At 31.7% G+C, this 25,901-nt stretch carries 25 protein-coding genes and 1 tRNA gene; 11 read left to right on the top strand and 15 right to left on the bottom strand.

Annotated features, from left to right (window positions below):
• Positions 1–9 precede the first annotated feature (9 nt).
• Complete coding sequence (gene cfbB, locus METIG_RS03970; protein WP_013798951.1) at positions 10–1,341, bottom strand: Ni-sirohydrochlorin a,c-diamide synthase; 1,332 nt, start codon at positions 1,339–1,341, stop codon at positions 10–12.
• 116 nt (positions 1,342–1,457) lie between these two features.
• Between cfbB and METIG_RS03965 the strand changes: the two genes are divergently transcribed.
• Positions 1,458–2,393, top strand: a complete 936-nt coding sequence (locus METIG_RS03965; protein WP_013798476.1) for a transposase — start codon at positions 1,458–1,460, stop codon at positions 2,391–2,393.
• A gap of 168 nt (positions 2,394–2,561) precedes the next feature.
• On the opposite strand, the gene METIG_RS03960 is transcribed toward METIG_RS03965, so the two are convergent.
• From METIG_RS03960 to METIG_RS03940, 5 genes are all read right to left on the bottom strand, one after another.
• Positions 2,562–2,879: a transcription factor S gene (locus METIG_RS03960; protein WP_013798950.1), complete on the bottom strand. Its 318-nt coding sequence runs from the start codon at positions 2,877–2,879 to the stop codon at positions 2,562–2,564.
• A gap of 10 nt (positions 2,880–2,889) precedes the next feature.
• On the bottom strand, positions 2,890–3,405 hold the full coding sequence (locus METIG_RS03955) for an NUDIX domain-containing protein (protein ID WP_048055526.1): 516 nt from the start codon (positions 3,403–3,405) through the stop codon (positions 2,890–2,892).
• A 98-nt stretch (positions 3,406–3,503) separates the two neighbouring features.
• Positions 3,504–4,916 carry a TrkH family potassium uptake protein gene (locus tag METIG_RS03950; RefSeq protein ID WP_013798948.1) on the bottom strand — a complete coding sequence of 471 codons (1,413 nt, stop codon included), beginning with the start codon at positions 4,914–4,916 and terminating at the stop codon, positions 3,504–3,506.
• Between the two features lie 94 nt (positions 4,917–5,010).
• Positions 5,011–5,934, bottom strand: a complete 924-nt coding sequence (locus METIG_RS03945) for a 2-phosphoglycerate kinase (protein WP_013798947.1) — start codon at positions 5,932–5,934, stop codon at positions 5,011–5,013.
• Between the two features lie 748 nt (positions 5,935–6,682).
• Entirely contained in the window at positions 6,683–6,985 is a 303-nt protein-coding gene (locus METIG_RS03940) for a monovalent cation/H+ antiporter subunit E (protein ID WP_013798946.1), read from the bottom strand.
• 193 nt (positions 6,986–7,178) lie between these two features.
• Here METIG_RS03940 and pfdA point away from each other — a divergent pair, with 193 nt between their 5' ends.
• Positions 7,179–7,610, top strand: coding sequence for a prefoldin subunit alpha (gene pfdA / locus METIG_RS03935; RefSeq protein WP_013798945.1), 432 nt, complete (start codon positions 7,179–7,181; stop codon positions 7,608–7,610).
• A gap of 113 nt (positions 7,611–7,723) precedes the next feature.
• Here the strand turns inward: pfdA and METIG_RS03930 are convergent.
• Positions 7,724–7,797 (bottom strand) — tRNA-Val (locus METIG_RS03930).
• 582 nt (positions 7,798–8,379) lie between these two features.
• Here METIG_RS03930 and METIG_RS03925 point away from each other — a divergent pair.
• The gene (locus METIG_RS03925; protein WP_013798944.1) at positions 8,380–9,423 is read left to right on the top strand and encodes a nucleotidyltransferase family protein; all 1,044 of its coding nucleotides are present in this window, start codon (positions 8,380–8,382) and stop codon (positions 9,421–9,423) included.
• Positions 9,424–9,611: 188 nt separating this feature from the next.
• Here METIG_RS03925 and METIG_RS03920 read toward each other — a convergent pair whose 3' ends face one another.
• Together METIG_RS03920 and METIG_RS03915 are read right to left on the bottom strand one after the other, a co-directional pair.
• Positions 9,612–10,337, bottom strand: a complete 726-nt coding sequence (locus METIG_RS03920) for a 6-hydroxymethylpterin diphosphokinase MptE-like protein (protein ID WP_013798943.1) — start codon at positions 10,335–10,337, stop codon at positions 9,612–9,614.
• 11 nt (positions 10,338–10,348) lie between these two features.
• Positions 10,349–11,065 (bottom strand): anaerobic ribonucleoside-triphosphate reductase activating protein, encoded by a 717-nt coding sequence (locus tag METIG_RS03915; protein ID WP_157209543.1) that lies wholly within the window; start codon positions 11,063–11,065, stop codon positions 10,349–10,351.
• Positions 11,066–11,144: 79 nt separating this feature from the next.
• Between METIG_RS03915 and METIG_RS03910 the strand changes: the two genes are divergently transcribed.
• Positions 11,145–11,924, top strand: coding sequence for an MBL fold metallo-hydrolase (locus tag METIG_RS03910; protein ID WP_013798941.1), 780 nt, complete (start codon positions 11,145–11,147; stop codon positions 11,922–11,924).
• Here METIG_RS03910 and mobA read toward each other — a convergent pair.
• Positions 11,911–12,549 (bottom strand): molybdenum cofactor guanylyltransferase, encoded by a 639-nt coding sequence (gene mobA / locus METIG_RS03905; RefSeq protein WP_048055525.1) that lies wholly within the window; start codon positions 12,547–12,549, stop codon positions 11,911–11,913. The two genes, METIG_RS03910 and mobA, sit on opposite strands and share 14 nt — an antisense overlap.
• A gap of 316 nt (positions 12,550–12,865) precedes the next feature.
• On the opposite strand from mobA, the gene METIG_RS03900 reads away from it, so the two are divergent.
• The 7 genes from METIG_RS03900 to METIG_RS03870 all read left to right on the top strand — a co-directional run bounded on the left by METIG_RS03900 (position 12,866) and on the right by METIG_RS03870 (position 19,834).
• Positions 12,866–14,524, top strand: a complete 1,659-nt coding sequence (locus tag METIG_RS03900; protein WP_172632607.1) for an ABC transporter ATP-binding protein — start codon at positions 12,866–12,868, stop codon at positions 14,522–14,524.
• 676 nt (positions 14,525–15,200) lie between these two features.
• On the top strand, positions 15,201–15,524 hold the full coding sequence (locus tag METIG_RS03895) for a hypothetical protein (RefSeq protein ID WP_013798938.1): 324 nt from the start codon (positions 15,201–15,203) through the stop codon (positions 15,522–15,524).
• On the top strand, positions 15,511–15,876 hold the full coding sequence (locus METIG_RS03890; protein WP_013798937.1) for a DUF2283 domain-containing protein: 366 nt from the start codon (positions 15,511–15,513) through the stop codon (positions 15,874–15,876). Before METIG_RS03895 ends, METIG_RS03890 begins: the two co-directional genes overlap by 14 nt.
• A gap of 728 nt (positions 15,877–16,604) precedes the next feature.
• A complete protein-coding gene (locus tag METIG_RS03885; protein WP_013798936.1) occupies positions 16,605–17,795 on the top strand; it encodes an RNA-guided endonuclease TnpB family protein in 1,191 nt (396 codons plus the stop codon).
• Positions 17,796–17,944: 149 nt separating this feature from the next.
• Positions 17,945–18,619 carry an inosine/xanthosine triphosphatase gene (gene yjjX / locus METIG_RS03880; protein ID WP_048055524.1) on the top strand — a complete coding sequence of 225 codons (675 nt, stop codon included), beginning with the start codon at positions 17,945–17,947 and terminating at the stop codon, positions 18,617–18,619.
• 109 nt (positions 18,620–18,728) lie between these two features.
• Positions 18,729–19,316, top strand: coding sequence for a flavodoxin family protein (locus tag METIG_RS03875; RefSeq protein WP_013798934.1), 588 nt, complete (start codon positions 18,729–18,731; stop codon positions 19,314–19,316).
• An 83-nt stretch (positions 19,317–19,399) separates the two neighbouring features.
• Positions 19,400–19,834, top strand: a complete 435-nt coding sequence (locus tag METIG_RS03870; RefSeq protein ID WP_013798933.1) for a hypothetical protein — start codon at positions 19,400–19,402, stop codon at positions 19,832–19,834.
• Between the two features lie 286 nt (positions 19,835–20,120).
• On the opposite strand, the gene METIG_RS03865 is transcribed toward METIG_RS03870, so the two are convergent.
• The 5 genes from METIG_RS03865 to topA all read right to left on the bottom strand — a co-directional run bounded on the left by METIG_RS03865 (position 20,121) and on the right by topA (position 25,862).
• Positions 20,121–21,137 (bottom strand): phosphatase PAP2 family protein, encoded by a 1,017-nt coding sequence (locus METIG_RS03865; RefSeq protein ID WP_013798932.1) that lies wholly within the window; start codon positions 21,135–21,137, stop codon positions 20,121–20,123.
• A 59-nt stretch (positions 21,138–21,196) separates the two neighbouring features.
• Positions 21,197–21,301 (bottom strand): CBS domain-containing protein, encoded by a 105-nt coding sequence (locus METIG_RS09265; protein ID WP_083809488.1) that lies wholly within the window; start codon positions 21,299–21,301, stop codon positions 21,197–21,199.
• Positions 21,302–21,422: 121 nt separating this feature from the next.
• Complete coding sequence (locus METIG_RS09705) at positions 21,423–21,548, bottom strand: hypothetical protein (protein ID WP_281033948.1); 126 nt, start codon at positions 21,546–21,548, stop codon at positions 21,423–21,425.
• A gap of 105 nt (positions 21,549–21,653) precedes the next feature.
• Positions 21,654–21,926 carry a CBS domain-containing protein gene (locus METIG_RS03860; RefSeq protein ID WP_013798930.1) on the bottom strand — a complete coding sequence of 91 codons (273 nt, stop codon included), beginning with the start codon at positions 21,924–21,926 and terminating at the stop codon, positions 21,654–21,656.
• A 42-nt stretch (positions 21,927–21,968) separates the two neighbouring features.
• Positions 21,969–25,862, bottom strand: coding sequence for a DNA topoisomerase I (topA, locus tag METIG_RS09255; RefSeq protein WP_013798929.1), 3,894 nt, complete (start codon positions 25,860–25,862; stop codon positions 21,969–21,971).
• Between the last annotated feature and the right edge of the window lie 39 nt (positions 25,863–25,901).

Below are 25,901 nucleotides of genomic sequence, written 5' to 3'. Positions count from 1 at the left end.
TCAACCACATTATTCATCAACACTATTTACCATTGTTGAAGCGAAGTAAGGATTGGCTACGCAATGCTGATGAGCATAACCTCCTAACACATTACCTTTTTTAATCCCATCCATACTGTTTATTATACCTCTCCCCCTATTTATTTTATATGCAAAGATTTTTTCTCTAATGTTTATTAATTTTGAGTAGTGGAACTCATGTGCCCTAAACTTTAAACCTTTTTTTCCAATAACACAGTTCTCTACAAATTCTCCCTCAACATAGCTCAGTCCTTGGACGTTTTTTGTCATAACAGCATCACAATCCAAAAGGCCAAGCATCTCTACGCCATTAATTGAGTTTGTTAGATACATTAAACCCCCACATTCACCATATATCTTCCCATCAAAATTCCTTATCGCATCAAGCATGTCCTTGTTGCTGCTTAATTTTTCAGCAAACTCTTCTGGATAACCCCCTCCTATGTATATAATATCACAATTAGGAATATCATCATCATTTAAAGGGCTGAAAAACTCTATCTTTGCCCCATTCTCTTCCAATGCATCAAAATTATCCCAATAGTAGAAGTTAAATACCTCATCATACGCTACTCCAATTTTACATTTATTTTTGTTTATTTCCCAAAGTTCTCCTCCGTTTACTTCAAAATCATCAACATCACTAATCTCTACAAGTTTATCCAAATCCAAATATTTCTCAACAATCTCCCCCCAGAGGTTTATTTTTTCCTCTAATGCTTTTTTATTTTCTGGTGTTGGGATTAGACCGAGGTGTCTTTGTGGGACATTCAATGATTCATCCCTTGGAATTGCCCCAATAATTTCAATATCGGGAATATAATACTTCACTGCCTCTTCCAATTTTTTTATATGTTTCTCTCCCCTAACCATGTTGAATATAACGCCTTTTATATTTACTTGGCTATCAAATGCTCTAAATCCTTTTATAATTGCTGCAGCACTTCTTGTTAAACTCCTTGCATTCATTAGCAATATAACTGGGGCGTTTAATGCCTTTGCCACTGATGCAGTGCTACCAATATCGTTGTATGGGGAAATTCCCTCATATAATCCCCTAACGCCTTCAATGACACTTATATCCTTATCTTTTGAGTGTTTTTTAAAGAGTGCTTTTATTTGCTCCCCACTCATAAAAAAAGAATCTAAATTTCTTGATTTGTTGTTTGTTGCTATTGTGTGGTATGTTGGGTCTATGTAGTCGGGCCCTACTTTATAAGGTTGGACATTGTATTTTTTAGACAATGCCTTCATTATTCCTGTGGATATTGTTGTTTTTCCCACCATGCTTGACGTTCCAGCGATAACTACTCTCCTCATCCTCTCACAACTAAAAATTTTGCTGTTGTTATTTTTGGGTTTTATGTACTTAAATCTTATTATTTTTGTGAGGTTGTCGAAAAATACGAATACTATAAATAATAGTAATAATAATTATGAGCGGCAGAAAAACCAAAAGAAAAGGATACTGGAAAGCCTACGATAAGAGGTTTAAGATATTCAATATTAAGTACACTTATGATTTTGTTTCATTTATTATAAATATTTTACTTCCATATAAAGAAAAACGCAAAGTAGGAAGGCCTTTAGCTATAAGTTACAATGAATATATAGCTACTCTAATAATAAAACACATTTTTAGAATTAGTTTAAGAGATTTAGAAACTCTTTCCGATTATTTACATAAAAAGCATATAGATAGCTCCACATACGGAAAAGCTTTTCAGAGGATTAAAATAAGCGATTTAACTAAAATAATCGTTGGATTACACTTAATTATTGCTAATTCGTTAAAATCATCGGTTATAATTTACATAGCTGATTCCACTGGAGTCCATTTATTAAGAGTGTATTGTGAAAGAATCAGAGTTGTGAATAATGAAATAAAAAAGGTAAAGTATCGGGTTTTTGACAAAATGCACGTATTAGCTTGCTATTATAAAGATTATGGATTAATTTCGATTGTTATGGTAAAATGGGATAATGGATATAGTTCAGACAGTAAAAACTTACTAAAAATGATAAAATCTTTAGATTTTGTGAAAGGTGCGATAATATTGTTGGATGGTGGTTACGATGATGAAGATTTACTTAGAGAGTTGTTATCTATAGACCTCATTCCAATAGTTAAAACAAAAGAGTTTAAATGGGATTACGGTATTTCTAAAATCAGAAAGAAAGTTAAAAAATTGTTTGATAAGAAACTGTATAAAATTAGAGGGGTAATAGAAGCGATATTTGGAGGGCTAAAAACTAAATTTAGATTAACTCTAAATGAAAAACTACCTGAAAGTAGATGTAGAGCTACTTTAGCAGTAGCAATCGTTCATAATATTTTAACACTAATGAGAGTTATTAGTATTAGAGAGTAATATTTAAATTCATTGATGAAATAATTTTTCGACAACCTCTATTTTTGTGAAAAGTTTTTAATACAATTGTATATTTGAATAAATTAATAATTGTAATAGCATGAGTCAGCCAAAATTCTAAAAATAGTTTTAATTCCAAAAAATCAAAAATAGATTAATACAAAAGGATTAATCGTATTCTCTCCATGTATGCCCACATTTTTTACACTTATAGAATCTTGTCTCTGGTTCATCAGCGCATCTTGTTTGTTGTAGCCACCAAGAGGCCTCCATGTGCCCACATTTTGGACATTCTACACGTGTTGTTGGAAGGGTATCAACTTGCTCAATAACGGTAACTTCTGGTTGTTTGTGTTCAATTTTCTCTTTAAATTCATAGGTTGTGTTTTCCTCTTTCAATTCCATCTCATAACCACATACTGTACATTTTAACATTCCACCTTTTGGTAACATTATGTTTTTGCATTTTGGACAAAACTCTATCATGTTTTCCCTCCTATCTGTTCATTAGATAATCTTTTATTATATCTTCGTGATCAAAAGCAAGTTTTGGCAAGTTGTTTAAGTCAAACAAACCTGCATCTTTAGCATCATCTCCTGCTGAGATTTCTCCACTTACAACATCTAAAACAAAAACAATTGAAATCGTATGACCTCTTGGGTCTCTGTTTGGGTTTGAATAAACGCCGAGCAATTTTTTTATTTTTGTTTTTAATCCCGTTTCTTCCTCAACCTCCCTAACAACTGCCTCCTCTACCGTCTCACCACACTCTACAAATCCCCCTGGAAGAGCCCAGAAATCTTTAAATGGATGTTTCTTCCTTTTTATTAGCAGGATTTTGTTGTCAATCTCAACAATGCCGTCAACAGTTAGAGCCGGTGAAGGATATAGGTTGTATTTTTTTAACATCCTATAGGTTAATAATTTTTTTGAATACCTCTTTCTTTTTAAAGAGAGGGCAATTTTTTTCCCACAAATGCACATGCAATTAGGTTTATTTTGCTTTGTCATATTATCACACAACATATAATTTTCAATAAGAGTATTGACATGGTATTTAAAATTTTCGTTATAATATTTTTATTGGCAATTTCCAAGTATGTAGGTTTTTATTTTAATTTTTTGATTTTATTCACTATTGGCAGTAGAACAAAAACATATATTGGCAATATCTCCAATCTTCCAATCCACATGGCTAAGATTCCAACTATTTTTCCAATTAATGGCATATTGATATTTACAATTCCCATAGACATTCCTATGTTGGATGTTAAAGAGACAGCCTCAAATATTGACTTGTATGGATCGTATCCAAGTGCTATAAAGACCATTGCTGTAAAGATGTAGTGCATAACAAACACAAAACCTATAACAAAAGATTCCCTTATAACCTTATAATCTAAAACAACATTTCCTAATTTCTCATGAATAACTGCTGATGGTGGAAAGAAGATTTCCTTTAATTCATAGTAAAATGTCTTAACCATAACTAAAAACCTGATAATCTTTATTCCACCAGTTGTAGTTCCAGCTCCTCCACCAATAGCCATTAAAAATATCAATATTGCAATTGATAAGTTGTCTAATCCCTTTATGTCTATTGTTGTGTATCCAGTTGATGTCATTGCAGATACAACGGTAAAAAGGGCATCAATAATATCAGTGTTTGAAGATATTGCCACAATAATGGAAGCAACAATAAATATCTTCACAGCAAAATCCGTTTGTATGTCTCTAAAACTCTTTCCCGTTAAAATTTTGTGATGGATTGAGAATGAAATAACCCCTCCAATAACCATAATTAAAATCATTATTACTTTTGCCATTGTGTTGTATGGGAAACTTAAATTATTTACACTCATCCCTCCAGTGCAAATCCCACACATGGTTAAGTTAACTGCCTCCCAAAGAGACAGCCCACTCAAATAAAGCCCACAGATACCAAGGATTGTGTATAGCAAATAAATCCACCATATTGTTTTAACCGTATTCACTGTGCTTGGTAAAATTTTTTCTTCTCTTGCCTCTGCCTTATAAAACAGTGCCGCAGCGGTTCCAGACCTCATTAAAATTCCTATCATCATAACCAAAACTCCAACTCCACCAATCCACTGCTCCAAACTCCTCCAAAATAGAATTGTGTGCGGCATTGCCTCAACATTATTTATTAAGCTGAATCCTGTTGTGGTCCATGCAGACATGCTTTCAAAAACCGCATCAACATAGGAAAAATAATCAATCCCAAAATAAAAAGGCAAAGCCCCAAGCAAAGACGCCATTAGCCATGTAACTGCAGAAATTACCATTGCATGCTTTAACTTTATTTCAATTGGTTTTGTTAAACCCCTAAGTAAAGCCCCAACAAAAATAGAGAATGCCGCTGAAAAAATAAAGTTTTCATAATTTTCATTGTAATATATCCCTACAAATATGGGAACAATCATTAAAAATCCAACTATCATCATCAAATAACCCAATTCATGCACAATTCCAATAATGTCTTCTCTTTTAAACAATTTCATAAGTTCTCACTGGTAGTATATTCTTTTTATTGAGAATTATTGAAAAAATAAATATTAATTCATCGGCTCATTTATGATAATTTTAAATTATAGTTTAAAAGTCATCATCATTTCCATCATCTAAGTTCATAAATCTTTCCGTTATAATTTCTAAGCATTTTTCAACAGTTTGGCTAATTGAGACATTCTCCACCACAGGAACGTTATTTTTCTTTGCCTGCTCTACAATATAATCATTTATCATTCTAATGATTTTGAAATGTTTTAAATACCTCTCCATTGGCCTGTTACTTACCCTTGCCCGTGCGGAAAATCTTTTCTTATGAAGTTCTTCTGAACTCAAAGATAAAACAATGAATATGATGTTTGGCATTGTTGTGTATTTTTCACTTATAAATCCGGGAACTAAATGGGTTCCCTCTATGATGACGCTCAAACCTTCTGTTAAACTCCTATCTATAATACCCTCAACCCCAATTAAAACTGGCTCAATGTGCCTTTCAAATCCTGTAATGTATATATTGCAGTTTTCTGGTAGTGGGGTTCTTATTGCTTTCCATGCAGTGTATGACGATTCATAAAGCATGGGGACTAAGTCCTTTGATATGCTCCTTCTCATAACTTCCCTTATTGAGTCAGTCCCTATAACGCTTGGGATTCCGAGTCGCGATGCTATCTCAAAGGCAATTGTTGAAGTTCCTACTCCACTTGCTCCTCCTATCAGTATTATTATTGGGTGTTTTTTCAAGATTCTTCTCCAAAGTAAATATTTCTCTGCTATGTGGTAGTAGTTTTTATCAATGAGGTAATAATATACCCTTCTTCTGAGTTCATCCTTACTGATTACTTTTACTCCCTCGTCTTTTAACATTCCTTCAATTTCTCTTGCTATTGAATATGCAATACTTGGTTTTAATCCTGCAGCAGTTAAAGATCTCGCTAAGATTCCTTTTGAAAATGGCATTTCATAGTCCTTATCCTTAACAATAATTTGGTTTGTTAAATACTCAAACCCCATTTTATCACATAATCACAATTTTTTGACTTTCAAAAATATTCCAGTGGTATATTAACGTAAAGAGTTTTGAATAATCCATTAAATTTTGAAATTTGGAAATTTAACATAGTTTAATCCATTGGCTATAAGTTAGAATATAGACTAACTGACATTAATTGTCAAGTAACTATAAATATAATTTACGTTCTTTAATGATACTACCCAATAAATTATTCTAATAGCGTTTTTTATGTTGTAAATTTATAGTCTCGGACGTTAATAAGTGGAAAATTACCGTTGGAAAATCATTATGGTTTTATTATAGTTGTGTGCGTTAGAAAGGTTTTTTGGCAAAATCCAAGGGATTTTGCCGTATATCTTTTGGCAAAACTCAAAAGTTTTGCCGTATAATCTGGAAATATGCTGTAGCAAATTTTCAATGATTGTGGGCCATTTCAAATTTTTTGGCAAAACCTAAAAGGTTTTGCCGTATATTTTAAGGAAGAATAATTACTATTTGAAATTCATTAGTGTATAAATAAGTTTAAAAATTAATGGCAAAACCCTGAGTTTTGCCGTATAGGTTAATGGCAAAACCGAAGGTTTTGCCGTATATCATTTCCGCACACAACTATATTCAAAATCAAAATTTAATGGCAAAACAAAGTTTTGCCGTATAATGGCAGATTTTTATTTGTTGGTATTTAAGATGATACAGACAAAATTTTATTTATGGCTATAAAAAAATAAGAATTTAAGCTCGATAACATCAGTCAAAAATCTTTTTTATGTATGGTTCAAAAGGAATAATCTCATCTCTTGTCCTTGGACTTATTGTAGCAACTTTTAAAATCCTCTTCTCTGGGATCAAATCTATTGTTAATGTTCCTGGAGTTATTGTTATACTACATGCTAATAAAACTTGTCCAATTAAACTGTTTATTGATGTTTCAATCTCGATAACTTGTGGGTTTATATCTCCATTTATACATCTCTTTACCACATCAACCCATGCCTCAGCGATAGCTTTTAAAAGCACAACGATATAACCAATAACCCCAAATAACCTCATCAGACCACCAAAACATAATCTTTAATTATTAATAATGACAAATGTGATATATAAAACTATATATAATTATCGCTCTAAAAAGTTAAAAGTTAGTATTATAATGAAACCTTTAAAAAAGGTTGAGCAAAACTTTCAGTTTGGTATTGTAAATACTTATTAAAGTATTACAAAAAAATTCAAAATTGGTGAAATAATGAATGAGGAAGAAATAAGGCAAAAACTTGCAGTATTGGAAACCTACAACCAACAAATACAAAAACTTCAGGAAGAGTTAGTGAACATAGGATTAATGAAGAATGAAATAAACAAAGCAATAGAGACATTGGAAGGAATCAAAGAAAATGATGAAGTTTTATTCCCAATAGGTGCTGGAGCATTTGTAAAAGCTAAAGTCTTAGAAAAAGACAAAGTCATTGTTGGGATAGGGGCTAATATTTTTGTCGATAAGAATATTGATGAAGTTATCAAAGAATTTAAGAAGAGTGTTGAAGATATTGAAAAAGCAGAAGCTAAAGGTAAAGAACAGATAGAAAACACAATAAAAGTTGCAAGAAAAATACAGAAAGAATTGGAAAAAGAACTTGCAAGAATCCAAAAAGAACAACAAGAACAACAACAAAAATAAGTAAAGCTTATTTCTCTTTTTTATTTTTTGAATTTAAGTTTTGAATTTAAATGCTATATCTATATATAATATATTCAAATGTACAAATTAAATGGGATAAAAAATAAAATTAGTGGGCCCAGCCGGATTCGAACCGGCGACCTTCGCCTTGTAAGGGCGATGTCATAGCCAGCTAGACCATGGGCCCACATAAGCAAAATTAACAATAATTTTTCTCATATATAAAATTTGTGGTTTTGTGCATTTAGAATGCACAGGTAGTTTTATAGTTGTAGTTGAATATAGTTGTTTGCCTTACAAATAAACGAAAACTTTATTAAATCATATACAAAGTAATTAATCTTTATTTGGAATTTTATAATTGATTTATCGTCCTTTTAAAAAATAAATGGCAAAACAAAGTTTTGCCGTATAAAATTGGCAAACAACTATAGTTGTTCGCGTTAATGATTGGTTATAACCACCAATAAATTTAAAGGTAAGATAACCCATTTCCTAAAATTAAACTCCTGATTTATTCACCTTTCAAAAAATTCATTATATTTAATAAGTGTAAAAAATTGATGGCAAAACCCCAGTTTTGCCGTATAATCATAGATTATTCAACTTCCCTGCAACCGTAGGTTGCAGTGGATTGCGAAATTTTTTGGAAATATTTATACCAACAAAATTTCAAAATAGATATTAACTGTCCTCAAATTTGAAATTAACTTTTATAATCCCATAAAATTTCTTGGAGGTGTGTCCAATATCTAACGCAAACACCTATATGTTAAAAGATTTTTTAAAAGATCGGGAAGAAATCATAAAAGATGCAAAAGCAAAGGACACCAAAAGTTTTGATGAATTTAAAAAGATTGTTGAAAAATTAAAAGAAAGGAAAGGAACAGACACCATTGTCGCCGATTTTACAGAATACAACCCTCTCCACAAAGGGCACAAATACTGCATGGATGTTGGAAAAAGGCATGGCATATTTATAGCAGTGGTTCCTGGCCCGCTTGAAAGGAGTGGAAGAGGAATTCCATATTTAGTTAGCAGATATATAAGGGCAGAGATGGCAATAAGGGCTGGGGCGGATATTGTTGTTGAAGGACCTCCGATGGGAATTATGGGTTCTGGGCAGTATATGCAGTGTTTAGTTAAGATGTTTTATAAATTAAATGCGGATATCATTCCAAGGGGCTATATTCCAGAAAAAACTATGGAAAAGGTTATTGATTGCATAAATAAGGGCTACCATGTTGCTCCAAAACCATATAAAATAGTGTGTATTGAGACTGGGGAGATTCTCGGGGAAAAATTAGGGATAGATAACTATGTTATCGCTTCAATGTCAAAAACAATTTATAAGTTAAATAAATTGGGGGAAATTAATTTTAACCCAAAATTTGTGTTTGTTAGGAGATTGGAGGGGATTAGTGGCACAAAGATAAGAGAGTATATATTCAGTGGGGACTTTGAAAAGGCAAAGGAGATGCTCCCTCCAACAACATTGGAAATACTTAAGGAGTATTATGACAAAGGAAAACTAAAAGACATTATTTTGAGTAGGTTTGAAGATAGAATCCTTGAAACTGCCAATGAATTTGAATTAGAAAAATATCTCCCAGAAAAAATAGCGAAAGAGTTGGAAAAACATAGACCTTATGAAAGTTTGGATGAGATTAGAGAGGCAATACCTTATGGATTCTCGAGGCATAATAAGGAGAGAATACTGTCAAAACTTGAGGCAAGAATAGAGAAGGAAATTATTTCAGAATATGTCAAAAATTATCCCGCAAAAATTAGGATTTTGTATCGTTCCATATAAAACTTTTAGAAAAGTTGAAAAATCCTTTGGATTTGGTTGATATAGTCGTGTGCGTTAGAAATTGGAAATATGCTATTGACAAATTCTTAAAGATTTATACCTTATTTCAAATTTTAAGGAGGAATAAAGATTATTTAAAAATTTATTAATGCATAAATAAGTTTAAAAAATTTCGCACACGACTATAATTACTCCAAATAAACAATTTCACTTTTCCCGTGTATTTTTAACCAATGGACAAGTTCTTCTGCATATTTTAGTTTTTTCTGTTTTATATCATCTGCTATTTCAATATCATTTTTTATATTTGGTCGGGAATATTTAGTTACATAAATTCCAAAGTCCATTCCACATAAAATTATTTTCTTTGCCTCTAAATGCTCTGCTAAAAAACAACACCTATCCCCATCGGTAAATCCACCATAATTTATTAAATTGCTCAATTTTAGTTGCTCAAAATGTGGTATTTGAGTGCTTCCAATGATGTTTTTTAGTGTTCTTGCGTATTCTTTTATTTTATCTATGTTATCTCCATGTGCATGAATCACAACAATGGCTCCTTTTTTATTTGCTTCAATTATGCTGTTTATATCTCCATCCAAATCAGAAATTATTATGTTTGGGACTATACCCTCTTCCAATAATGCCTTTGTTGCTCCATCTGCCGCTATAATTGGGTTTTGTGTATTTTTTTCTTTTATTATCTTCACATGCTTTTTTAACGAAGGCCCAGCACCAAAAACATAAACTTCCTTTCCACTTATGAGTTTTTTTACTTCTTCAATGTCTATATTGTTTTTCTCTTTTTCTATTATCTCATTTAATATTATTGCACTTTCAACGTCCTTTTCTTTATCAAATCTAAAATCATCCATAATTTTGTTGTAAAATTCCTTCCATGTCTCCATGTCCATAGTATCACAATTTAAATTTTAATTTCTCCTTCAAAAGTTCTTACAACAACATTATCGATATATTTCTTTGCTATGTTTCCCAATTCAATTAGTCTCTTAGTTTTTGGTGGTTGAATTTTCTTAAACTCATCATCATAAGCATGTTCATTATCAAACTGCTGGATGGCATAGAGGTTGCAGTTTCTTACAGTTTTTGCTATCTCCTCAATATCATCCTTATCCATAACAGTTGGGATATATGTGGTTCTGCATTCTATAAAGACATCATTTTCCCTGCACATATTAATTATTCTTAAAATCTTCTCTTTTATATCTCCATCGTATTCAGTTAATTCCTTATATTTATCAAACCTACACTTAACATCCAAAGCAACATAATCAACCAAATTATTTTTTATAAGTTCTTCAATAACTTTTGGATGTGTTCCATTTGTATCAATTTTTACTGGAAATCCTCTGCTTTTCGCAAGTTTTGCCAATTCCATTATTGCCTTTGGTTGTAGTGTTGGCTCCCCACCACTTATAACAATTGCCTCTGCAAATAAAAAGTCAATATCATTAAAAACCTCTTCAGCACTCATCTCATAAACATTTTTTGTTATATGCTCATAGTTGTGGCAGTATTTGCATTTCATGTTGCAATCTGATAAAAATATAACTGCAGAGCATTTTTTTGGATAATCTATAGTTGATAGTTCAACAATTCCAGAGACCTTTATTTTTTCCATATTTTCACCATTTAACGCATATGTGTAAAATTTATATAACATTACACTCTACACCACTATAAAAATTTTTGGTGATAAGATGCAGATTAAAATTCTTATAGACAACATTGCATATAAAAGATACCTTGCTCAGCACGGTTTGTCAATAATAATCGAAGGTAAAAAAAGAATTTTATTTGACACTGGGCAAAATCCACTGACATTGAAGAAAAATTTGGAAATTATGGGGGAAGATGATAGTTTTGATGCAATTGTGTTAAGCCATGGACATTATGACCACGCAGATGGACTTTTTTATTTTATAAATAAGGAAGATTTTAACACTCAAATTATAATGCACCCTGACGCTTTATTGGACAAATATGATGAAAATAAAAGAAGATACATTGGAATAAACAAAGAAATAAAGGAATTTTTAAAAAACTATTCCAATACATTGTTTGTTGAAGAACCCTACAAACTATCCAAAGATATAATTATCTCTGGCTACATCCCAAGAAAAATTTCCTGTGAGATGGAAAAATTCTATACTTTAATGGATGGAGAATTCAAAGAGGATTTTGTAAATGACGATATGTTTTTAATTGTCGATGGGGTTGTTATTACCGGCTGCTCTCATAGCGGAATAGTAAATGTTATTGAATATGCTAAATCCCTCTCAAAAATTCGTGGAGTTATTGGGGGTTTCCATTTAGTTAATGCATCTGAAAGATACATTAATGAAGTAAAAGAATATCTCAAAAACCAGAATTTGGAGTTTATTATGCCCCTACACTGCACAGGATTTAAAGCCATGAAGATTTTAAGTGATTTGGATAATTTTGTCTATGGACATGTAGGGAAAGTTATTGAAATTTAGAGTTTATTCTTTTCAACTCTTCCAATGTATTTATATTTATAAATGCCCTACCTGTTTCGTCTATTTTTTTGGCATCAACATAAAGAGGAGACAAATGTTCGATAAAATTTCGCATGGATAAATTTTTATTTGAGGAATTTTTGTTCAACATTCTATCTAAAACCTCCATTGAAGAACGCATATACAATGAAAAAAGTGGCTCTATATACCCATTTTCATGCATTGGGATTATACAATTCTTTTTTTCTTTTTCCGCAATATCTATATATTTAATTAAATTGTTTATTGCATCTCTGCTTATGAGTGGCATATCACACGGAAGGACTAAAATCCATTTTGCATTTAAAACTCTCATTCCAGATAGTATTCCCATTAGTGGGCCTTTATTGCCTTCCAAATCCCATGTTATTGTTTGTCTATATTTTTTGAAGAAATCTTTTTCTAAATTTTTTGTATCATCTGATTTTTCACCATCATTCCTAAATACTATAACAAACGGTATATTCATCTCATTCAGCAAATCAGCAGTGTATTCAATCAAATATTTGTCATTAACAACCCTAAATGCTTTTTCTCCGTTCATTCTCCTTGCCTTTCCACCAGATAAGACAATGGCTGAAATCATCATATCACGATTTAGTGAAACTGTGTTTCTATAGTTGTTCGCCTTACAAATGCACTAAATCCTCATTAAATTATATAAAGGGATAATTAACCTTTATTTGGAATGTTAATGGCAAAACAAAGTTTTGCCGTATAAACTATATTTTTGTTTATATTTTAGCATAAACCATATAAGAATATGTTCAATAAACTATTATGCAATCATAATGGAACCTTTAAAAAGGTTTTATCCAAACAGGATGGACATAGTTGTGCATTTAAAAGTTATTATTAAAAGTACTTTTTTAGAACATTACAAAATTATCATGGTGAAGATTATGAGCGTCATAGTTAAAAACTTAACAAAAAGGTATGGTGAGAAGGTAGCATTGGATAATATCTCCTTTGAGGCAAAGAAAGGAGAGATTTTAGGTATTGTTGGAAGAAGTGGAGCAGGAAAAACAACATTAATTAGAATTTTAAGGGGAACTGAACCCTATGATGAAGGATATGTGGAAATTTGCGGAAGAAAAGACAACTTTAGAGAAATCACCGCAATACACTTACAGAGAAATTTTGCCTTATGGGCTGAGCCAGCAATATACAACATAATAAGAAAACTTTATGCAATAAGGAACAATTCTGATGAATCCCTGCCATTGGAGGATGAATGGGAAGAATATGAGAAAGATGCATTAGAAATTATGAAATTAGTTGGATTGGAGCATAAAAAGGATGCATTCTCAAATATCTTAAGTGGAGGAGAGAAGCAGAGGCTAATTTTAGGAAGACAGATAGCAAAGATTTATGAAAGAGGGGAGGGAGTTTTGCTATTAGATGAGCCAGCAACGATGGCATGCCCTGCATCAAAACAGATGCTCTTAGATGTTATTAAGAATATAAGGGATAAGTTGGGAATTACCGTTATAATAACCTCTCACCTTCCAGAGATACATAAATATTTGTGTGATAGATGTATTTTGTTGGAAGAAGGTAAAATTAAAATGGACGGAAAGCCAGAGGAGGTTATAGAGGAATTCCTAAAAGATATGAAAGAACCATATATTAGAAAAAGAAAACCATCGGAGAGGGATATTATAGAGGTAAAAAATGTATCAAAAAGATACTATGTTGTCCATGGTGGGGAAACATTAAACATGAAAAATGTATCATTCACCATAAAAGAGGGAGAAATTTTATCCATTATAGGACCAAGCGGGACAGGAAAATCTGTTCTTTTAAGGTTATTGGCGGGAGTTGAGATGCCAAATAGTGGAGATATCATAGTGGATGGTATTAACTTGAAAGATTATGGATGGGAGAGAATAAATTTAAGGAGAAAAATTGGAGTTATGCATCAAGAGTTCTCACTATCCCACTATGTGAAGGTTGAGGATTTGCTAAAATATAGGTTGGGGATAAAAGGAGAGAAAGCCATAGCACATGCAAAATTAAAAGCAAAGGAACTTGGTTTGTCTCCGAAGGTCGTTGACAGCTTGTATCAGTTGATCGACTTGCCAGAGGAGGAAATGAGGAATAAATTGGAAAAGTTAGGTTTAAGTGAAAATATCATTAAACTCCTATTCCCAGCAATTGTGGATGAATTTAAGCCAAAAGAGGTTTTAGATGCATTGGACTTACCAGAGGAAGTATTGCAAAAAACTCCAGCTCAATTAAGTGGTGGGGAAAGAGTTAGAGTCGCTATGGCATTGCAGTTGATAACAAAACCAAAAATCCTCCTATTAGATGAGCCATTTGGAGACTTAGACCCAATAACATTGAGAGACGTTGCAAACTACTTAAAGAAAATAAATGATGAATTTGGAACAACAATTGTCCTCATTTCCCACCACGTTGAATTAATAAAGGAAATTAGCGATAGGGCAATATTGATTGATGAAGGAAAAATAATCCTTGAGGGTAATCCAGAAGAGGTTTGTGATGAGTTTATAAGGAGAAGTAACGCCAAATTCTTGAGTGAGAACAAAATAAATTAAAGAATACTTTAAGGCTCATCTGTATATTTTAACTGATACCTTTGTATATCTTATAGAGATATTGAGGGTGGTGCATAATTAAAAAATTTAAATATGTAGTTATTCTTTAACATCTTTTAGTCAAAAATATACGGCAAAACCTTTAGGTTTTGCCAAAAAATATACGCAAAATCCAAAGGGCTTTGCCGTATTATATTTTTAATGGTTTTTTATTGTTAAATCTTAAAGATTTTAGCATATAACGTTTATATTTTAGGTTTTTAATAATTTTAGCAAAATCTATGCTTTATTTGATAAAAACACAGTTGAGATTTTTACTTTTTAATAGTTTGGTTTTGATGAGTTTTTTTAGTATTACGGCAAAATCCCTTGGATTTTGCCAAAAAATATACGGCAAAACCTATGGTTTTGCCAAAATTTTTTTTTTCAAATCAAACAGGGCAATACTATTGCTTATTTGTTTAATTAATAAATTTATTACTTATTATATTGGCGAAACTCAGTGAATTAGGCAGAATAACTATAAAGATGTTAGAATATAAATTTGATGTATCAATTATGCATCACACTCTAAATTAACATCCAAAAACCGACACAAAAATAGATACTTTTTAATATGATTATCTCCCTATAATAGTATAGAAATGTTAAACTACTAAAAAACATAAGGGGCAATATGGATATAGATGAAGTTATAAAACTTATTTCAAATGCAAAGGAGGAAAATTTCCAAAAAACTAAACATTTTAAAATTAGATACAAATGTAGAAACAAAAAACTTCCAGAAGAATCAGAGTTTATCAATATTTTATTAACCAAAAAACCAGTTGGGATATTAAAACAGGGTGTAGATAAATTTAAAGTATATTACGAACTTGATGAGGAATATGACATGATTGTTATTTTAAGCATTAAAAATACAAACCCATTAAAAATTAATTTAATAACTGTTTTTCCATCTAAAAGAAGTAGAAGGGAGAGGGACGATGATAATAAATAATAAAGCAACTAATATTGACTATGATATAGAGAATGACAGTTTATACATATATGCTGAAGGGCAGGAATATAAAGATTCATTGGATTTAAATGATATTATTATTGACTTTAATAAAGAAGGTTCAGTAATGGGAATTGAAGTATTAGATGCGTCAAAAAAATTCAAATTATCCAAATTTGATTTAAAAAACATTGTTGAATTTAAAAGCACAATATTTATTTCAAAAGATATTGTAAAAATAGAAATGAAAATATCCATTCTAAAAAGAAACAGAATGGTAGAAAAATCAGTCATTGCTAAGGGGTTAAATGATGTTAGTTTATCAGAAGGAACTCTCGCAATATCATGCTAGTGTTAAGATTTTTGCTTTTTTAGTGGCTGATTTTGATGGAACTTTTATATTAGCTGAACTCAATCTATGAAATGGTATTGGAATAGTGCAGAAATTGGAAAACTAACTATAAATAACCTATATTTTTGGGAGAGTCTTTAAGTTAATCATTATTAAAAATACTCTTTTTGAGGGTAGTGCATAATTAAAAAATTTAAATATGTGGTTATTCTTTAACATCAAAAATATACGGCAAAACCTAAGGTTTTGCCAAAAAATATACGCAAAATCCAAATGGCTTTACCAAAAATTTTTGGCAAAACCTTTTAGGTTTTGCCGTATTTTTTGAGAGATTTTTTGTTTATAGTAATACTCAAACTTGTGAAAAAGATCTTGAAATAGTGTAGAAGTTGACAGAATAACTATAAATATTCAATATGATGCTTTATTTTTAATAAATGTTTGCCTAAAATATTTAAGTAAGACCTTATCGGTTTTACCTTACGGTTCGATTAGGCGAAAACTCCTACAAAGATTTCGCTGCTCGAACCTTCGGTTCGATTTCATCCAAATCGGATGCACACCTCGCTTCGCTCAGCAATGCCCCTTTTGGCAAAATCCTTTGGATTTTGCCGTTTGAAACTGTTTAATTATACATGGACATTTATGAACATTTGTGAATAAATATTGAAGAAACTTTTAAATATTTGATGATAGGATAGTTCTATTAAAAACAAACAACGATTACTATGTCAAATAAAACAAAATCAAAAGAGAATCAGGAATTATCCTATCAAGTCGTTCTATCCTATAAAGTTAGTCATAACTATCCACTTAAAACGTTCTTAATCGAATGTAAAGATAAGTTAAACGAATGCATAGACATGATTTGGAATAACATAGAATACACTAAAAAAGATAAACCAAAACTACCAAAATCAAACGAATTCAAAAGAAACCTAAGAAACAAACTCTTAGAAAATTGGAGTTATGCCTCCCACTACATCGATGGGATTATAAAAACCGCCTATTCCATCCTACAAAGTTGGGCTTCGAACTACAAAAGAGGTTATAGAACTAAAACAAAACCGGTAGTAGAGAGGTTATTCGTTAGAGTTAAAACAACTCTAATAAAATACGACAAAGAAAGAGCGGAGATAAGAATAACGATAAAACCAAGAAAAGAGTATTTAACCTTAAACATCAAAAATGAATGGTTCTTTGATAAGGTTAAGGACTTAACAATTGGAGAAATTATTTTAAAGGAAAATGAAGCATTCTTAACCTTCAAAGATAATCTAAACTATTCAGACAAAGATATAATCGTTGGAGTAGATAGCAATCTAAAATCCCTCGACTTATTCCATCCGATAGAGGGTTGGATAAGGATAGATTTAACCGAATTACACCGACTTAAAGAAGTTTATGATAGGAAAATCGATTTCCTTAAAAAACTGCTCAAAAAATGTCCTTTAAGAGTTTTGAGAAAGATAAATAGGTTATTCGAAAGGAGAAGAAATAGAGTTAAGGACTTTTTACACAAACTTACAACACAATTATCTCGACTATTTCCAAATGCAATTTTTGTTTTTGAGGATTTGAATAAGAGAAGTATGTATAAAAATAAATACTTCAATAGAAGAATAGATAGAGCGAATTGGAATGGAATAATCGAAAAAATAAGTTATAAGGCGATTGTTATCTTAGTTAATCCTGCCTACACTTCAACGACCTGTCCTATATGCGGGAGTAGAATGGAGTCCCAAGAAGGGCAGGTTGTTTGCTATAATTGTTCAAACTCTTTTAATCGCCAAGTAGTTGGCTGTTTTAATATTTTTAAACGAGGTTTGGGTGTAATCAAAAGGTTTATGGGTGGCTCGGGGGTTATCTCGGAGCGAAGCGACGAGAACTTAAAAACCGTTAGGTTTTTATGTCCATGACAGGGGCAGAGGTCTCTGTTAAGAGACTGATGACGCCCAATCCCAACGTGGTCTATTATGTAGATTTAAATGGTAAATATCTTAAATGTTCATAATTGTCCATATTTGACCACGTTGGGAGAACCCCGTATACAAATAATGGTGAAAATATGGACTTTAAGGACAAAAAATGTGAGATCTGCGGGAAAAAAGCAGAAACGTTCATGTTCGGGAGATTTTTGTGTTTGGATGAAAAATGCATAGAAGAAGCGAGACGGCTGAGAGGGGGTCCTGCAGGGCATAAATTGAGGGTTATTGCAGTAGGTTCAACAAATCCAGTAAAGATTAGGGCAGTTGAGGAGGGAATGAGAAAGATTTTGGGGAGTGTAGAGGTTGTTGGAGTTGATGTGGATAGTGGGGTTTCAAAACATCCTATTGGCTTTGAGGAAACTTATAGGGGAGCATTGAATAGGGCTAAGAACGCACTTAATAAGCAGAGTGCTTTGTATGGTGTGGGAATTGAGGCAGGATTAATCGAGGTTGATGGGCATTATTTGGATATCCACGTTTGTGTGGTTTTTGATGGGTTAACTGCAACCGTTGGGACATCCCAAGGTTTTGAGTATCCAAAGGAAGTTGCAGAAGCAATAAAAAAAGGTATTGAAGGAGGAATTATTGCAGAGAAAATTTCTGGAATTAAAGATATTGGAAAAAAGAATGGATTAATTGGATATTTAACAGATGACAACATAACGAGGTTGGATTTGTGTAGAGATGCTGTGATAATGGCCATGATTCCAAGAATGAGAAAAAATGTCAATTTATATGATTTATTTTTGAAATAAATAAAAATATCTTAAAAAATAAAACTTAAATAATATAAGTAATAAATCTTATGATACCAAAAAATTTGGAGATATAATAATGAAATATTAAGAAAATTTGGTGATATATATGAAAATTCTTGGTATAAGCGGTTCTCCAAGGAAGGAAGGGAACACAACATTTCTTGTTAAAGAGGCGTTAAAGGCTGCAGAAGAAGAAGGTGTAGAAACAGAGTTCATTAGCCTTGCTGAAAAGGAAATAAACCCATGTATAGCATGTAATGTTTGTAAAGAAACAGGAGAATGTGCTATATTGGATGATGTTGATGAGATATTGCAAAAAATGAAAGAAGCAGATGGTATTATCATTGGTTCTCCTGTTTACTTTGGTGGAGTCTCTGCTCAATTAAAAATGTTGATGGACAGATCAAGACCATTGAGAAGAGGCTTCCAAATGAGCAATAAAGTTGGTGGTGCAATAGCAGTTGGAGCATCAAGAAACGGAGGACAAGAGACAACAATCCAACAAATCCACAACTTCTACTTTATCCACTCAATGATTGTTGTTGGGGACAAAGAACCAACAGCCCACTATGGAGGAACTGGTGTAGGTGCTGCTGTGGATGATTGTAAAAACGATGAGGATGGAATAGAAACTGCAAGAAACTTGGGTAAAAAAGTAGCTGAAGTTGTCAAATTAATTAAAGGGAAAAATTAATTAAGCATCACATCTATTTTTTGTTTTGCTTCAATTTTATTTTGTATTTTGTAGGTTAATTTAAATGTTTTTGGGTTGATATAATGGAGTTAGAAGAATTTATCACAATGGTAGAGGATTTTTTGAAAAAAGAAGGGTTTTTAATCTATCCAACCTCAGATACCTTAGAAAATTTCCCAGAAATTCGATGGGGAGGGGATGATTGGAAGAGTTTCATCATGGTTGCTAAATATGAGGGTGTAAAAACGATGTTCATAAAAAAGGATTTATTTACAAAAGAACACATAGAATCAAACCTATACCCAGAAAAACGTGGGGATAAAAGAATAGTAGAATACAACAGCAAAATTAGGTCATTTGAAAAATACATCAATAAGGTTGCAGTTTTTACAATGTTTTGGATTAAGGATGATATTGTTTATTCATTTACAAAATACGCCCTATGGGCAGAGGAATTTTTAAACATTACTTTAGACTTAGGAGAAGATAACGAGGAAGAAGAAATTTCGTGGATGTAATTTATAGTTGTGTGCGTTAGAAGTTTAGGCGAAAACTCCTGCGGAGTTTTCGCTGCTCGAACCTTCGGTTCGATGAACATAACTTCAATAAATTTTATGGAGTATTAAACACTCAATTTCAAAATTTAAAGGAGGAAAAATGACCACTTAAAATTTTATAAGTTTTTATAATAAGTTTAAAAATTAATGGCAAAATCCATAGGATTTTGCCGTTATATTAATTCTGCACACGACTATAAACATAAAGAATTCCAAATAAAGTTCAATTAATCTTCTTAATTTCATTCTAACGTAAATTGCTATATTTTCCTAATAACTTTAATAGTTTCTCTATTTTTTTGTTCACAACTAAATATCCACAAACAATGCCTATAATCGCCCCAGCAAGAACATCAAATGGATAATGTACACCCACGTAAACTCTACTATACCCAACTAAGATTGCCCAAATTAAGAAAATTAAACCCATTTTTTTTGAATATGAATAGAGGAGTGTAGAGACAGTAAATGCAAATGTTGTATGTCCACTCGGGAATGATGGTTCGTACCCTTCATAGGATAACAAATGAATATTTTTCAAAATCAAATATGGTCTCGGCTCATTTATTATATATTTTAATGAGAATGCCACTAAAAATGCCAATGTTAGAGCAATCAACACTTTATTCCCAAAATTTCTGTCTTTTAAAAATGATAACACCAACACAGTTATTGCCATTGGATAGGCAGAATGCGTTATAATTGTCATAGTCATATCTAAAAACACGTTGTAGTGGGAATTTATGGTATAAAATAACTGAATGTTGATTTTATTTAAAGTTTCAATTAACGCTGTATAATCAAAACTTACCAAAATATTCCCAAAATAGGCAACTGCTAAAAACCTCGGTAATCTTCCAACAAAAGTTCCAATGCTAAATGGAAACTTGCTCATTTCAAAAATTCCAGCAAGCCACGCTATAACTTTGTATGGGATTGGGGTAAAACCAGCAAGAGCAACTCCCCAAAAACCATATTTATTAAAAAACTCCTCTCCCTTTATTAAATACTTATCTCCAAACAACTTTATAAATGCTGGATGCCCCAACTTATTACCAAGAAAATATCCAAATAAGCCCCCAAACAGAGAACCGATTGTAGCAGTTAAGGCAGAAATTAATGGATTTAACCCAAATAATGAAGCCCCCATTATAAATATATCCGGTGGAACTGGTTGAATAAATGCCTCCGTAAATGCAACTAAAAATATCCCCAAATAACCGTAGTTATGAACAAGATACTCTGCAATTGCATACAAATCCATATAATCACCTTTAAATTAACTAAACATTCTGAAAAATAAAAAATTAAAAGAAAAAAGTATTATCCTTTAATAAACGCCCTAAGAATGTCTGTTTGAGATACAACACCTACTGGATTTTCCTCACTGTCAACAACCAATAAAGCAGAAACGTCAGCATGAATCATGATTTTTGCGGGGTCTGTCCAACGTGAACAATCATAGACAAATGTCCACGTTGGACTTGGATGTCATCAGCCTCAGTTCCCTCTGGGTTCATCGGGAACATATCATCGGTCTCCATCCCTGTCACGGACATAAAAACCTAACGGTTTTTAAGTTCCCGTCGCTTCGCTCCGGGAGAACCCCAGCTCCGCCCATAGGTTTAACACTCAGTAAAGTCCGCCTCCTTAGGTCTCCAGTATCCACCTTCATCAGAGGCATCATCCTTATATTTACATGTATATAAATGCATATATAAAAATTTCGAAAACGAAAATACATTAATGTCCACATTCGTCAATGAAAAATTAAACAGTTTCAAACGGCATCTTTGATATCATCATCTTCATGAATTTTAAGGATGTTTTTTGTTGCTATATCTCCAACTTTTGTCTCAATCAATTCAAATAACCCTCTACTAACGAACACGTTAACTAAATCTCTATAACTAATAACCCCCACAATTTTTCCGTCTTTTTCAACAAAAACTCTTCTAATCCCCCTATCGTGCATAACCTTAAATGCCTTATACAAATTTTCATTTTCACCTACTTTATATATATCCGGATTCATAATCTCTTTAACTTTCATAGTGGGCCTCCATTTCGCTTTTATGTTCATTTTTGTTATTTTTCATTTTTTAAATTTCTCAGTATATCTGCATTTTGGATAATTACTGCAACCTATGAACTCCCCGTATTTTCCATTTTTCTTTACTAAATCTCCTCCACATTTTGGACATTTTCCAACAACTTCACCATTATTCTTTTTAATCTTCTCGGTATATTTACATTTTGGATAGTTCTCACACCCTAAGAACGCCCCATAGATGCCATTTTTAATTACTAATTTTCCACCACATTTTGGACATATTTTTTTTCCATTGTTTATGCTTTCTTTTAAGTCCTCAATGTTTTCTTTTGGCATCTTTGACGGGCATTCGGGATTTATGCAGAGTTTCTGCCCATCAATGCCTATAACTGGAAGTCCACAACTCTCGCAGGTTTCATTTAAAACCTTTATTCGTCCTTTTTTTGGTAGTGAGTAGGTTATATTGCATTCAGGATAATTTGTGCATCCAACAAATCTTTTTTTGTCCTTTGTTCTTATAATTACCAAATCTCCCCCACATTTACACTTCCCAATAGTTTTTAACTTTTTGTTTGTGCTATCTATTTTGCTGACCAATTCTTTACCAATTTCTTTTTCTTTTTCTTTGAATTTTTTTAGTATTTCCCTTAATTTTTCTTCTGCCTCCTTTAAAACATCTTCTTTTTTAATTTTGCCACTTTGTATTAATTCAAGTTTCTCTTCCAAATCTCTTGTCATCTTTTCATCTATAATCTCTGGACAGAATTTTTTCAATGTTTCTATAACTGCAATTCCTAAATCTGTAACTCTTAAGGAACCATCATCAACAACATAACCTCTACTAATTAATTTGTCAATAATTTCTGCCCTAGTTGAGTTATGGACTACAATATTATTTGCTATGAAATTTGAGTATTCAGAGTTAATAATATCATAAACATATCCATTATAGTTGATTTTTTTAATATTTGAGATTGTTTTTGTGATGAAATCTTTGTTAATAACTTTTTCACCAATATACCTATAAAATGTCTTATGTGGAGGAATTTTTAATGTATAAACAATTTTTTTATTGTCAGAAACAATTTCTTCAACAATCCCATTTTTAATAAATTCTTTTATATATTCCCTAACAACACTTGCTGGCAATTTTGTTTTTTTGCTTAATTCATTTAAATCTATAGCACCATATAAACCCAAAACTTTTATAATCTCTTTTTCTTTTTTTACTACTGAACAATCTTTCCATTTATATTTATTAGAAAGAGCATTAATTAATTTTTGCTTTTTATCAACTGATATAAATGGAATAATATTTAAAAACTTCTGAATGTTTTTTCTTCCTTTAATAAACAACTTAAATTGTTTTTCATCAATTCTTGATTTAATTCCAAGTTCTAAAAGCATTTCCTTAACATCCTTAAGTAATTCTAAATTAGTATTCGAGATAAATGCTTTACCTTCTTTTTCAATAGCACATCCTTCATCATCAAATAATGCTCCAATAAATTCGGGATAGAATTCTTTTGGTATTTTTGGGGCATTTTTTTCAATAACTTCTTTAAATAGGATTGATATTATCCTTCCAACAACACTTGGAACTTGAACGTAGTATTTTAACTTTTGATTTTTTCTTTTCTTTGCCTTTTTTATTGTTAATTTAATACCAAATACCCTCTCAATATCTTCAACAAATTGCTTTATTAAATCAATATTTGTGTTGTGGTATCTGAAATCATAGCAATTTTCTCTTTTTATTTTTTCTTTGTCTATTGAACCATCACCAATTAAATGGGCAAGTATTCTAACCAATGAACTTGAAATTTTTAAAGGAAATGGATTTTTTATTATAACATTTTTATTTGTTGATGCTATATAATTGGGCTTTTTTAAATCCAATTTTTTAAATAAATATATTGGAATTCTTTTGTTTTTTTCATATTTCCAAACACTTGAACAGCTTAATCCATATTTTTTCGCAAATTTATACTTAGACATTCCTAGTTTTTCTCTAATTTTTCCAATATCTTCTGATATTCCATATAATTTTGATTTTTCATTACATATTTCAATAAATTTTTCCCACGTGCATATAACATCCCCTTCTTTATCATCATACTTTATAGATGATATAGTTTTCATCCCTTTTTTTAAATCTTTGGCTCTGATGTATTTAAACTCCCCATCACCGTCATATATTAAAATTGGATGCTCTTCTGTAACTTCAATAAAACTCCCATCTTCAAACTCAATTTTATAAACACTTTCATTTTTTTCCAATTTTCTTTTACTTATATATTTAAATATGCTTTTAATTTCATCAGTGTCATAAGAGAAACATTTAATATTCTTATTGTTTATTGCAAACTCAACATTTCCATCTTTAAATCTATCATTTAACAACTCAAACAAATTCTCAATTTTTATATATTTGATTATATTATCAATTTCAACTTTAATTAAGGTATTTGGTGTTAAACATTTAGTTCCTAACTTTCTGCTTTCAAGTTCCTTTATAATACTTGCAACAGTATATCTCTTTGGTGGTTTTGTTTCTTTCCTTTCTATGTTGATTTTTTCCACTTTTATTTTTTCATTTTTCTTTAATGGTGGGAGTTCAATCTCATCAAACTTCGTGAAGTAATAAATCTCATGCCAACCTTCTTTAACTGTCCTTGAACCGCTGAGTTTGAATTTTTCTCCTCCAATGTCAATGGTTATGTTGCAATATTCTCTCTCTGCATCATCCCAAAACGCTGCCAATGTCCTCCTTGCAATTAAATCGTATATCTTCTCCTCTTCCTCTGACAATTTTTCCTTTGGGATATCAACGATATGTATTGCTGGGTGTGCTGGATCCTCCTTTTTCCCTTCAATTGGCTTTAGGTTTTCTTTTAATATTCTCTCTGCATACTTTCCATATATAGGATGATTTTTAATTATGCTTAAAACATCCTCTAAATATTTCTTATCTTTTGGTAATTTTTGGGATGATGTTCTTGGATAAGAGCAAAGGCTTTTTTCATACAACCTCTGAGCAATTTCCTGCGTTTTTTTAGGGGAGAATTTGTATATTCTATAAGCCTCCCTCTGCAGAGTTCCTAAGTCAAATGGTGGATTTGGTTTTATCTTCTTCTTTCTCTTTTTTACCTCAACGACAATACCCTCTTTTACATCCTTTATTTTTTTATATACTTGATTTGCCTCTTTTTCATCCCAAAACTTTTCCTTTTCGTGAGTTGCATTTAGTTTTTCATCTAACAAAGCACTTATTACCCAGTAAGGTTTTGGGACAAACCTCTTAATTTCCAATTCCCTTTCAACCAAAAACGCCAATGCAGGACCCTGAACTCTTCCTGTGCTCATTGTTTTCCATCTCTTCACTGCCCTAATTGCCTCCATCAAAGCCCTTGAAACATTAATCCCAAAATACCAATCAACCTTATGCCTACTGTCCCCCGCATCAACCAACCCAAAATCAATGGTATCTGGATTTTCAAATGCCTTTACTATTTCTTTTTTTGTTAATGATGAGAATCTCATTCTTTTTGCATTCTTCTTCCCACAACAATAGTATAAAGCATGGTAACCAATCAACTCCCCTTCAATATCCCAATCGGTAGCTACATAGAACTCATCCGCTTCTTTTGACAATTTTTTTAGTGCTTTTATATAATTCTCTACGTATTTTTTCCCTTCCTCTATTGATGCTGGAACCCAGTCAATATCAAAAACAGGATATTCTCCAAATTTACCCTCTTTTTTCTCAACCAATGTAAAAAGATGTCCAACTGCACTTGCAACTAAAATTTTTTTCCCATTTCTTTCTAATTCATAATAAGGCACGCCGTATATGGATTTTTTCTTTGGTTTTCCTAACGCCTCTGCTATCTTTTTTGCGACAGATGGCTTTTCGCAAATTATCAATGCAACCATAGTTTCACTTTAAATTGGTTTTAACTAAAAAATAAAAAA

The sequence above is a fragment of the Methanotorris igneus Kol 5 genome, assembly GCF_000214415.1.
In the GTDB taxonomy this organism is placed as follows: domain Archaea; phylum AGJL01; class Methanococci; order Methanococcales; family Methanococcaceae; genus Methanotorris; species Methanotorris igneus.
Note: the sequence above shows the minus strand (reverse complement) of the source record. Positions and strands in the feature narration are given on the sequence as shown.

Coding starts and splice junctions, on each gene's coding strand:
- METIG_RS03865 (WP_013798932.1), bottom strand. CDS start 21,137: ATGGATTTGTATGCAATTGCAGAGTATCTTGTTCATAACTACGGTTAT.
- topA (WP_013798929.1), bottom strand. CDS start 25,862: ATGGTTGCATTGATAATTTGCGAAAAGCCATCTGTCGCAAAAAAGATA.
- METIG_RS03900 (WP_172632607.1), top strand. CDS start 12,866: ATGAGCGTCATAGTTAAAAACTTAACAAAAAGGTATGGTGAGAAGGTA.
- METIG_RS03945 (WP_013798947.1), bottom strand. CDS start 5,934: ATGGGGTTTGAGTATTTAACAAACCAAATTATTGTTAAGGATAAGGAC.
- yjjX (WP_048055524.1), top strand. CDS start 17,945: ATGGACTTTAAGGACAAAAAATGTGAGATCTGCGGGAAAAAAGCAGAA.
- METIG_RS03965 (WP_013798476.1), top strand. CDS start 1,458: ATGAGCGGCAGAAAAACCAAAAGAAAAGGATACTGGAAAGCCTACGAT.
- pfdA (WP_013798945.1), top strand. CDS start 7,179: ATGAATGAGGAAGAAATAAGGCAAAAACTTGCAGTATTGGAAACCTAC.
- METIG_RS03890 (WP_013798937.1), top strand. CDS start 15,511: ATGATAATAAATAATAAAGCAACTAATATTGACTATGATATAGAGAAT.
- METIG_RS03940 (WP_013798946.1), bottom strand. CDS start 6,985: ATGAGGTTATTTGGGGTTATTGGTTATATCGTTGTGCTTTTAAAAGCT.
- METIG_RS03895 (WP_013798938.1), top strand. CDS start 15,201: ATGGATATAGATGAAGTTATAAAACTTATTTCAAATGCAAAGGAGGAA.
- METIG_RS03860 (WP_013798930.1), bottom strand. CDS start 21,926: ATGAAAGTTAAAGAGATTATGAATCCGGATATATATAAAGTAGGTGAA.
- METIG_RS03960 (WP_013798950.1), bottom strand. CDS start 2,879: ATGATAGAGTTTTGTCCAAAATGCAAAAACATAATGTTACCAAAAGGT.
- METIG_RS09265 (WP_083809488.1), bottom strand. CDS start 21,301: ATGATTCATGCTGACGTTTCTGCTTTATTGGTTGTTGACAGTGAGGAA.
- METIG_RS09705 (WP_281033948.1), bottom strand. CDS start 21,548: ATGAAGGTGGATACTGGAGACCTAAGGAGGCGGACTTTACTGAGTGTT.
- cfbB (WP_013798951.1), bottom strand. CDS start 1,341: ATGAGGAGAGTAGTTATCGCTGGAACGTCAAGCATGGTGGGAAAAACA.
- METIG_RS03950 (WP_013798948.1), bottom strand. CDS start 4,916: ATGAAATTGTTTAAAAGAGAAGACATTATTGGAATTGTGCATGAATTG.
- METIG_RS03870 (WP_013798933.1), top strand. CDS start 19,400: ATGGAGTTAGAAGAATTTATCACAATGGTAGAGGATTTTTTGAAAAAA.
- METIG_RS03925 (WP_013798944.1), top strand. CDS start 8,380: ATGTTAAAAGATTTTTTAAAAGATCGGGAAGAAATCATAAAAGATGCA.
- METIG_RS03920 (WP_013798943.1), bottom strand. CDS start 10,337: ATGGACATGGAGACATGGAAGGAATTTTACAACAAAATTATGGATGAT.
- METIG_RS03955 (WP_048055526.1), bottom strand. CDS start 3,405: ATGACAAAGCAAAATAAACCTAATTGCATGTGCATTTGTGGGAAAAAA.
- METIG_RS03910 (WP_013798941.1), top strand. CDS start 11,145: ATGCAGATTAAAATTCTTATAGACAACATTGCATATAAAAGATACCTT.
- mobA (WP_048055525.1), bottom strand. CDS start 12,549: ATGATTTCAGCCATTGTCTTATCTGGTGGAAAGGCAAGGAGAATGAAC.
- METIG_RS03915 (WP_157209543.1), bottom strand. CDS start 11,065: ATGGAAAAAATAAAGGTCTCTGGAATTGTTGAACTATCAACTATAGAT.
- METIG_RS03885 (WP_013798936.1), top strand. CDS start 16,605: ATGTCAAATAAAACAAAATCAAAAGAGAATCAGGAATTATCCTATCAA.
- METIG_RS03875 (WP_013798934.1), top strand. CDS start 18,729: ATGAAAATTCTTGGTATAAGCGGTTCTCCAAGGAAGGAAGGGAACACA.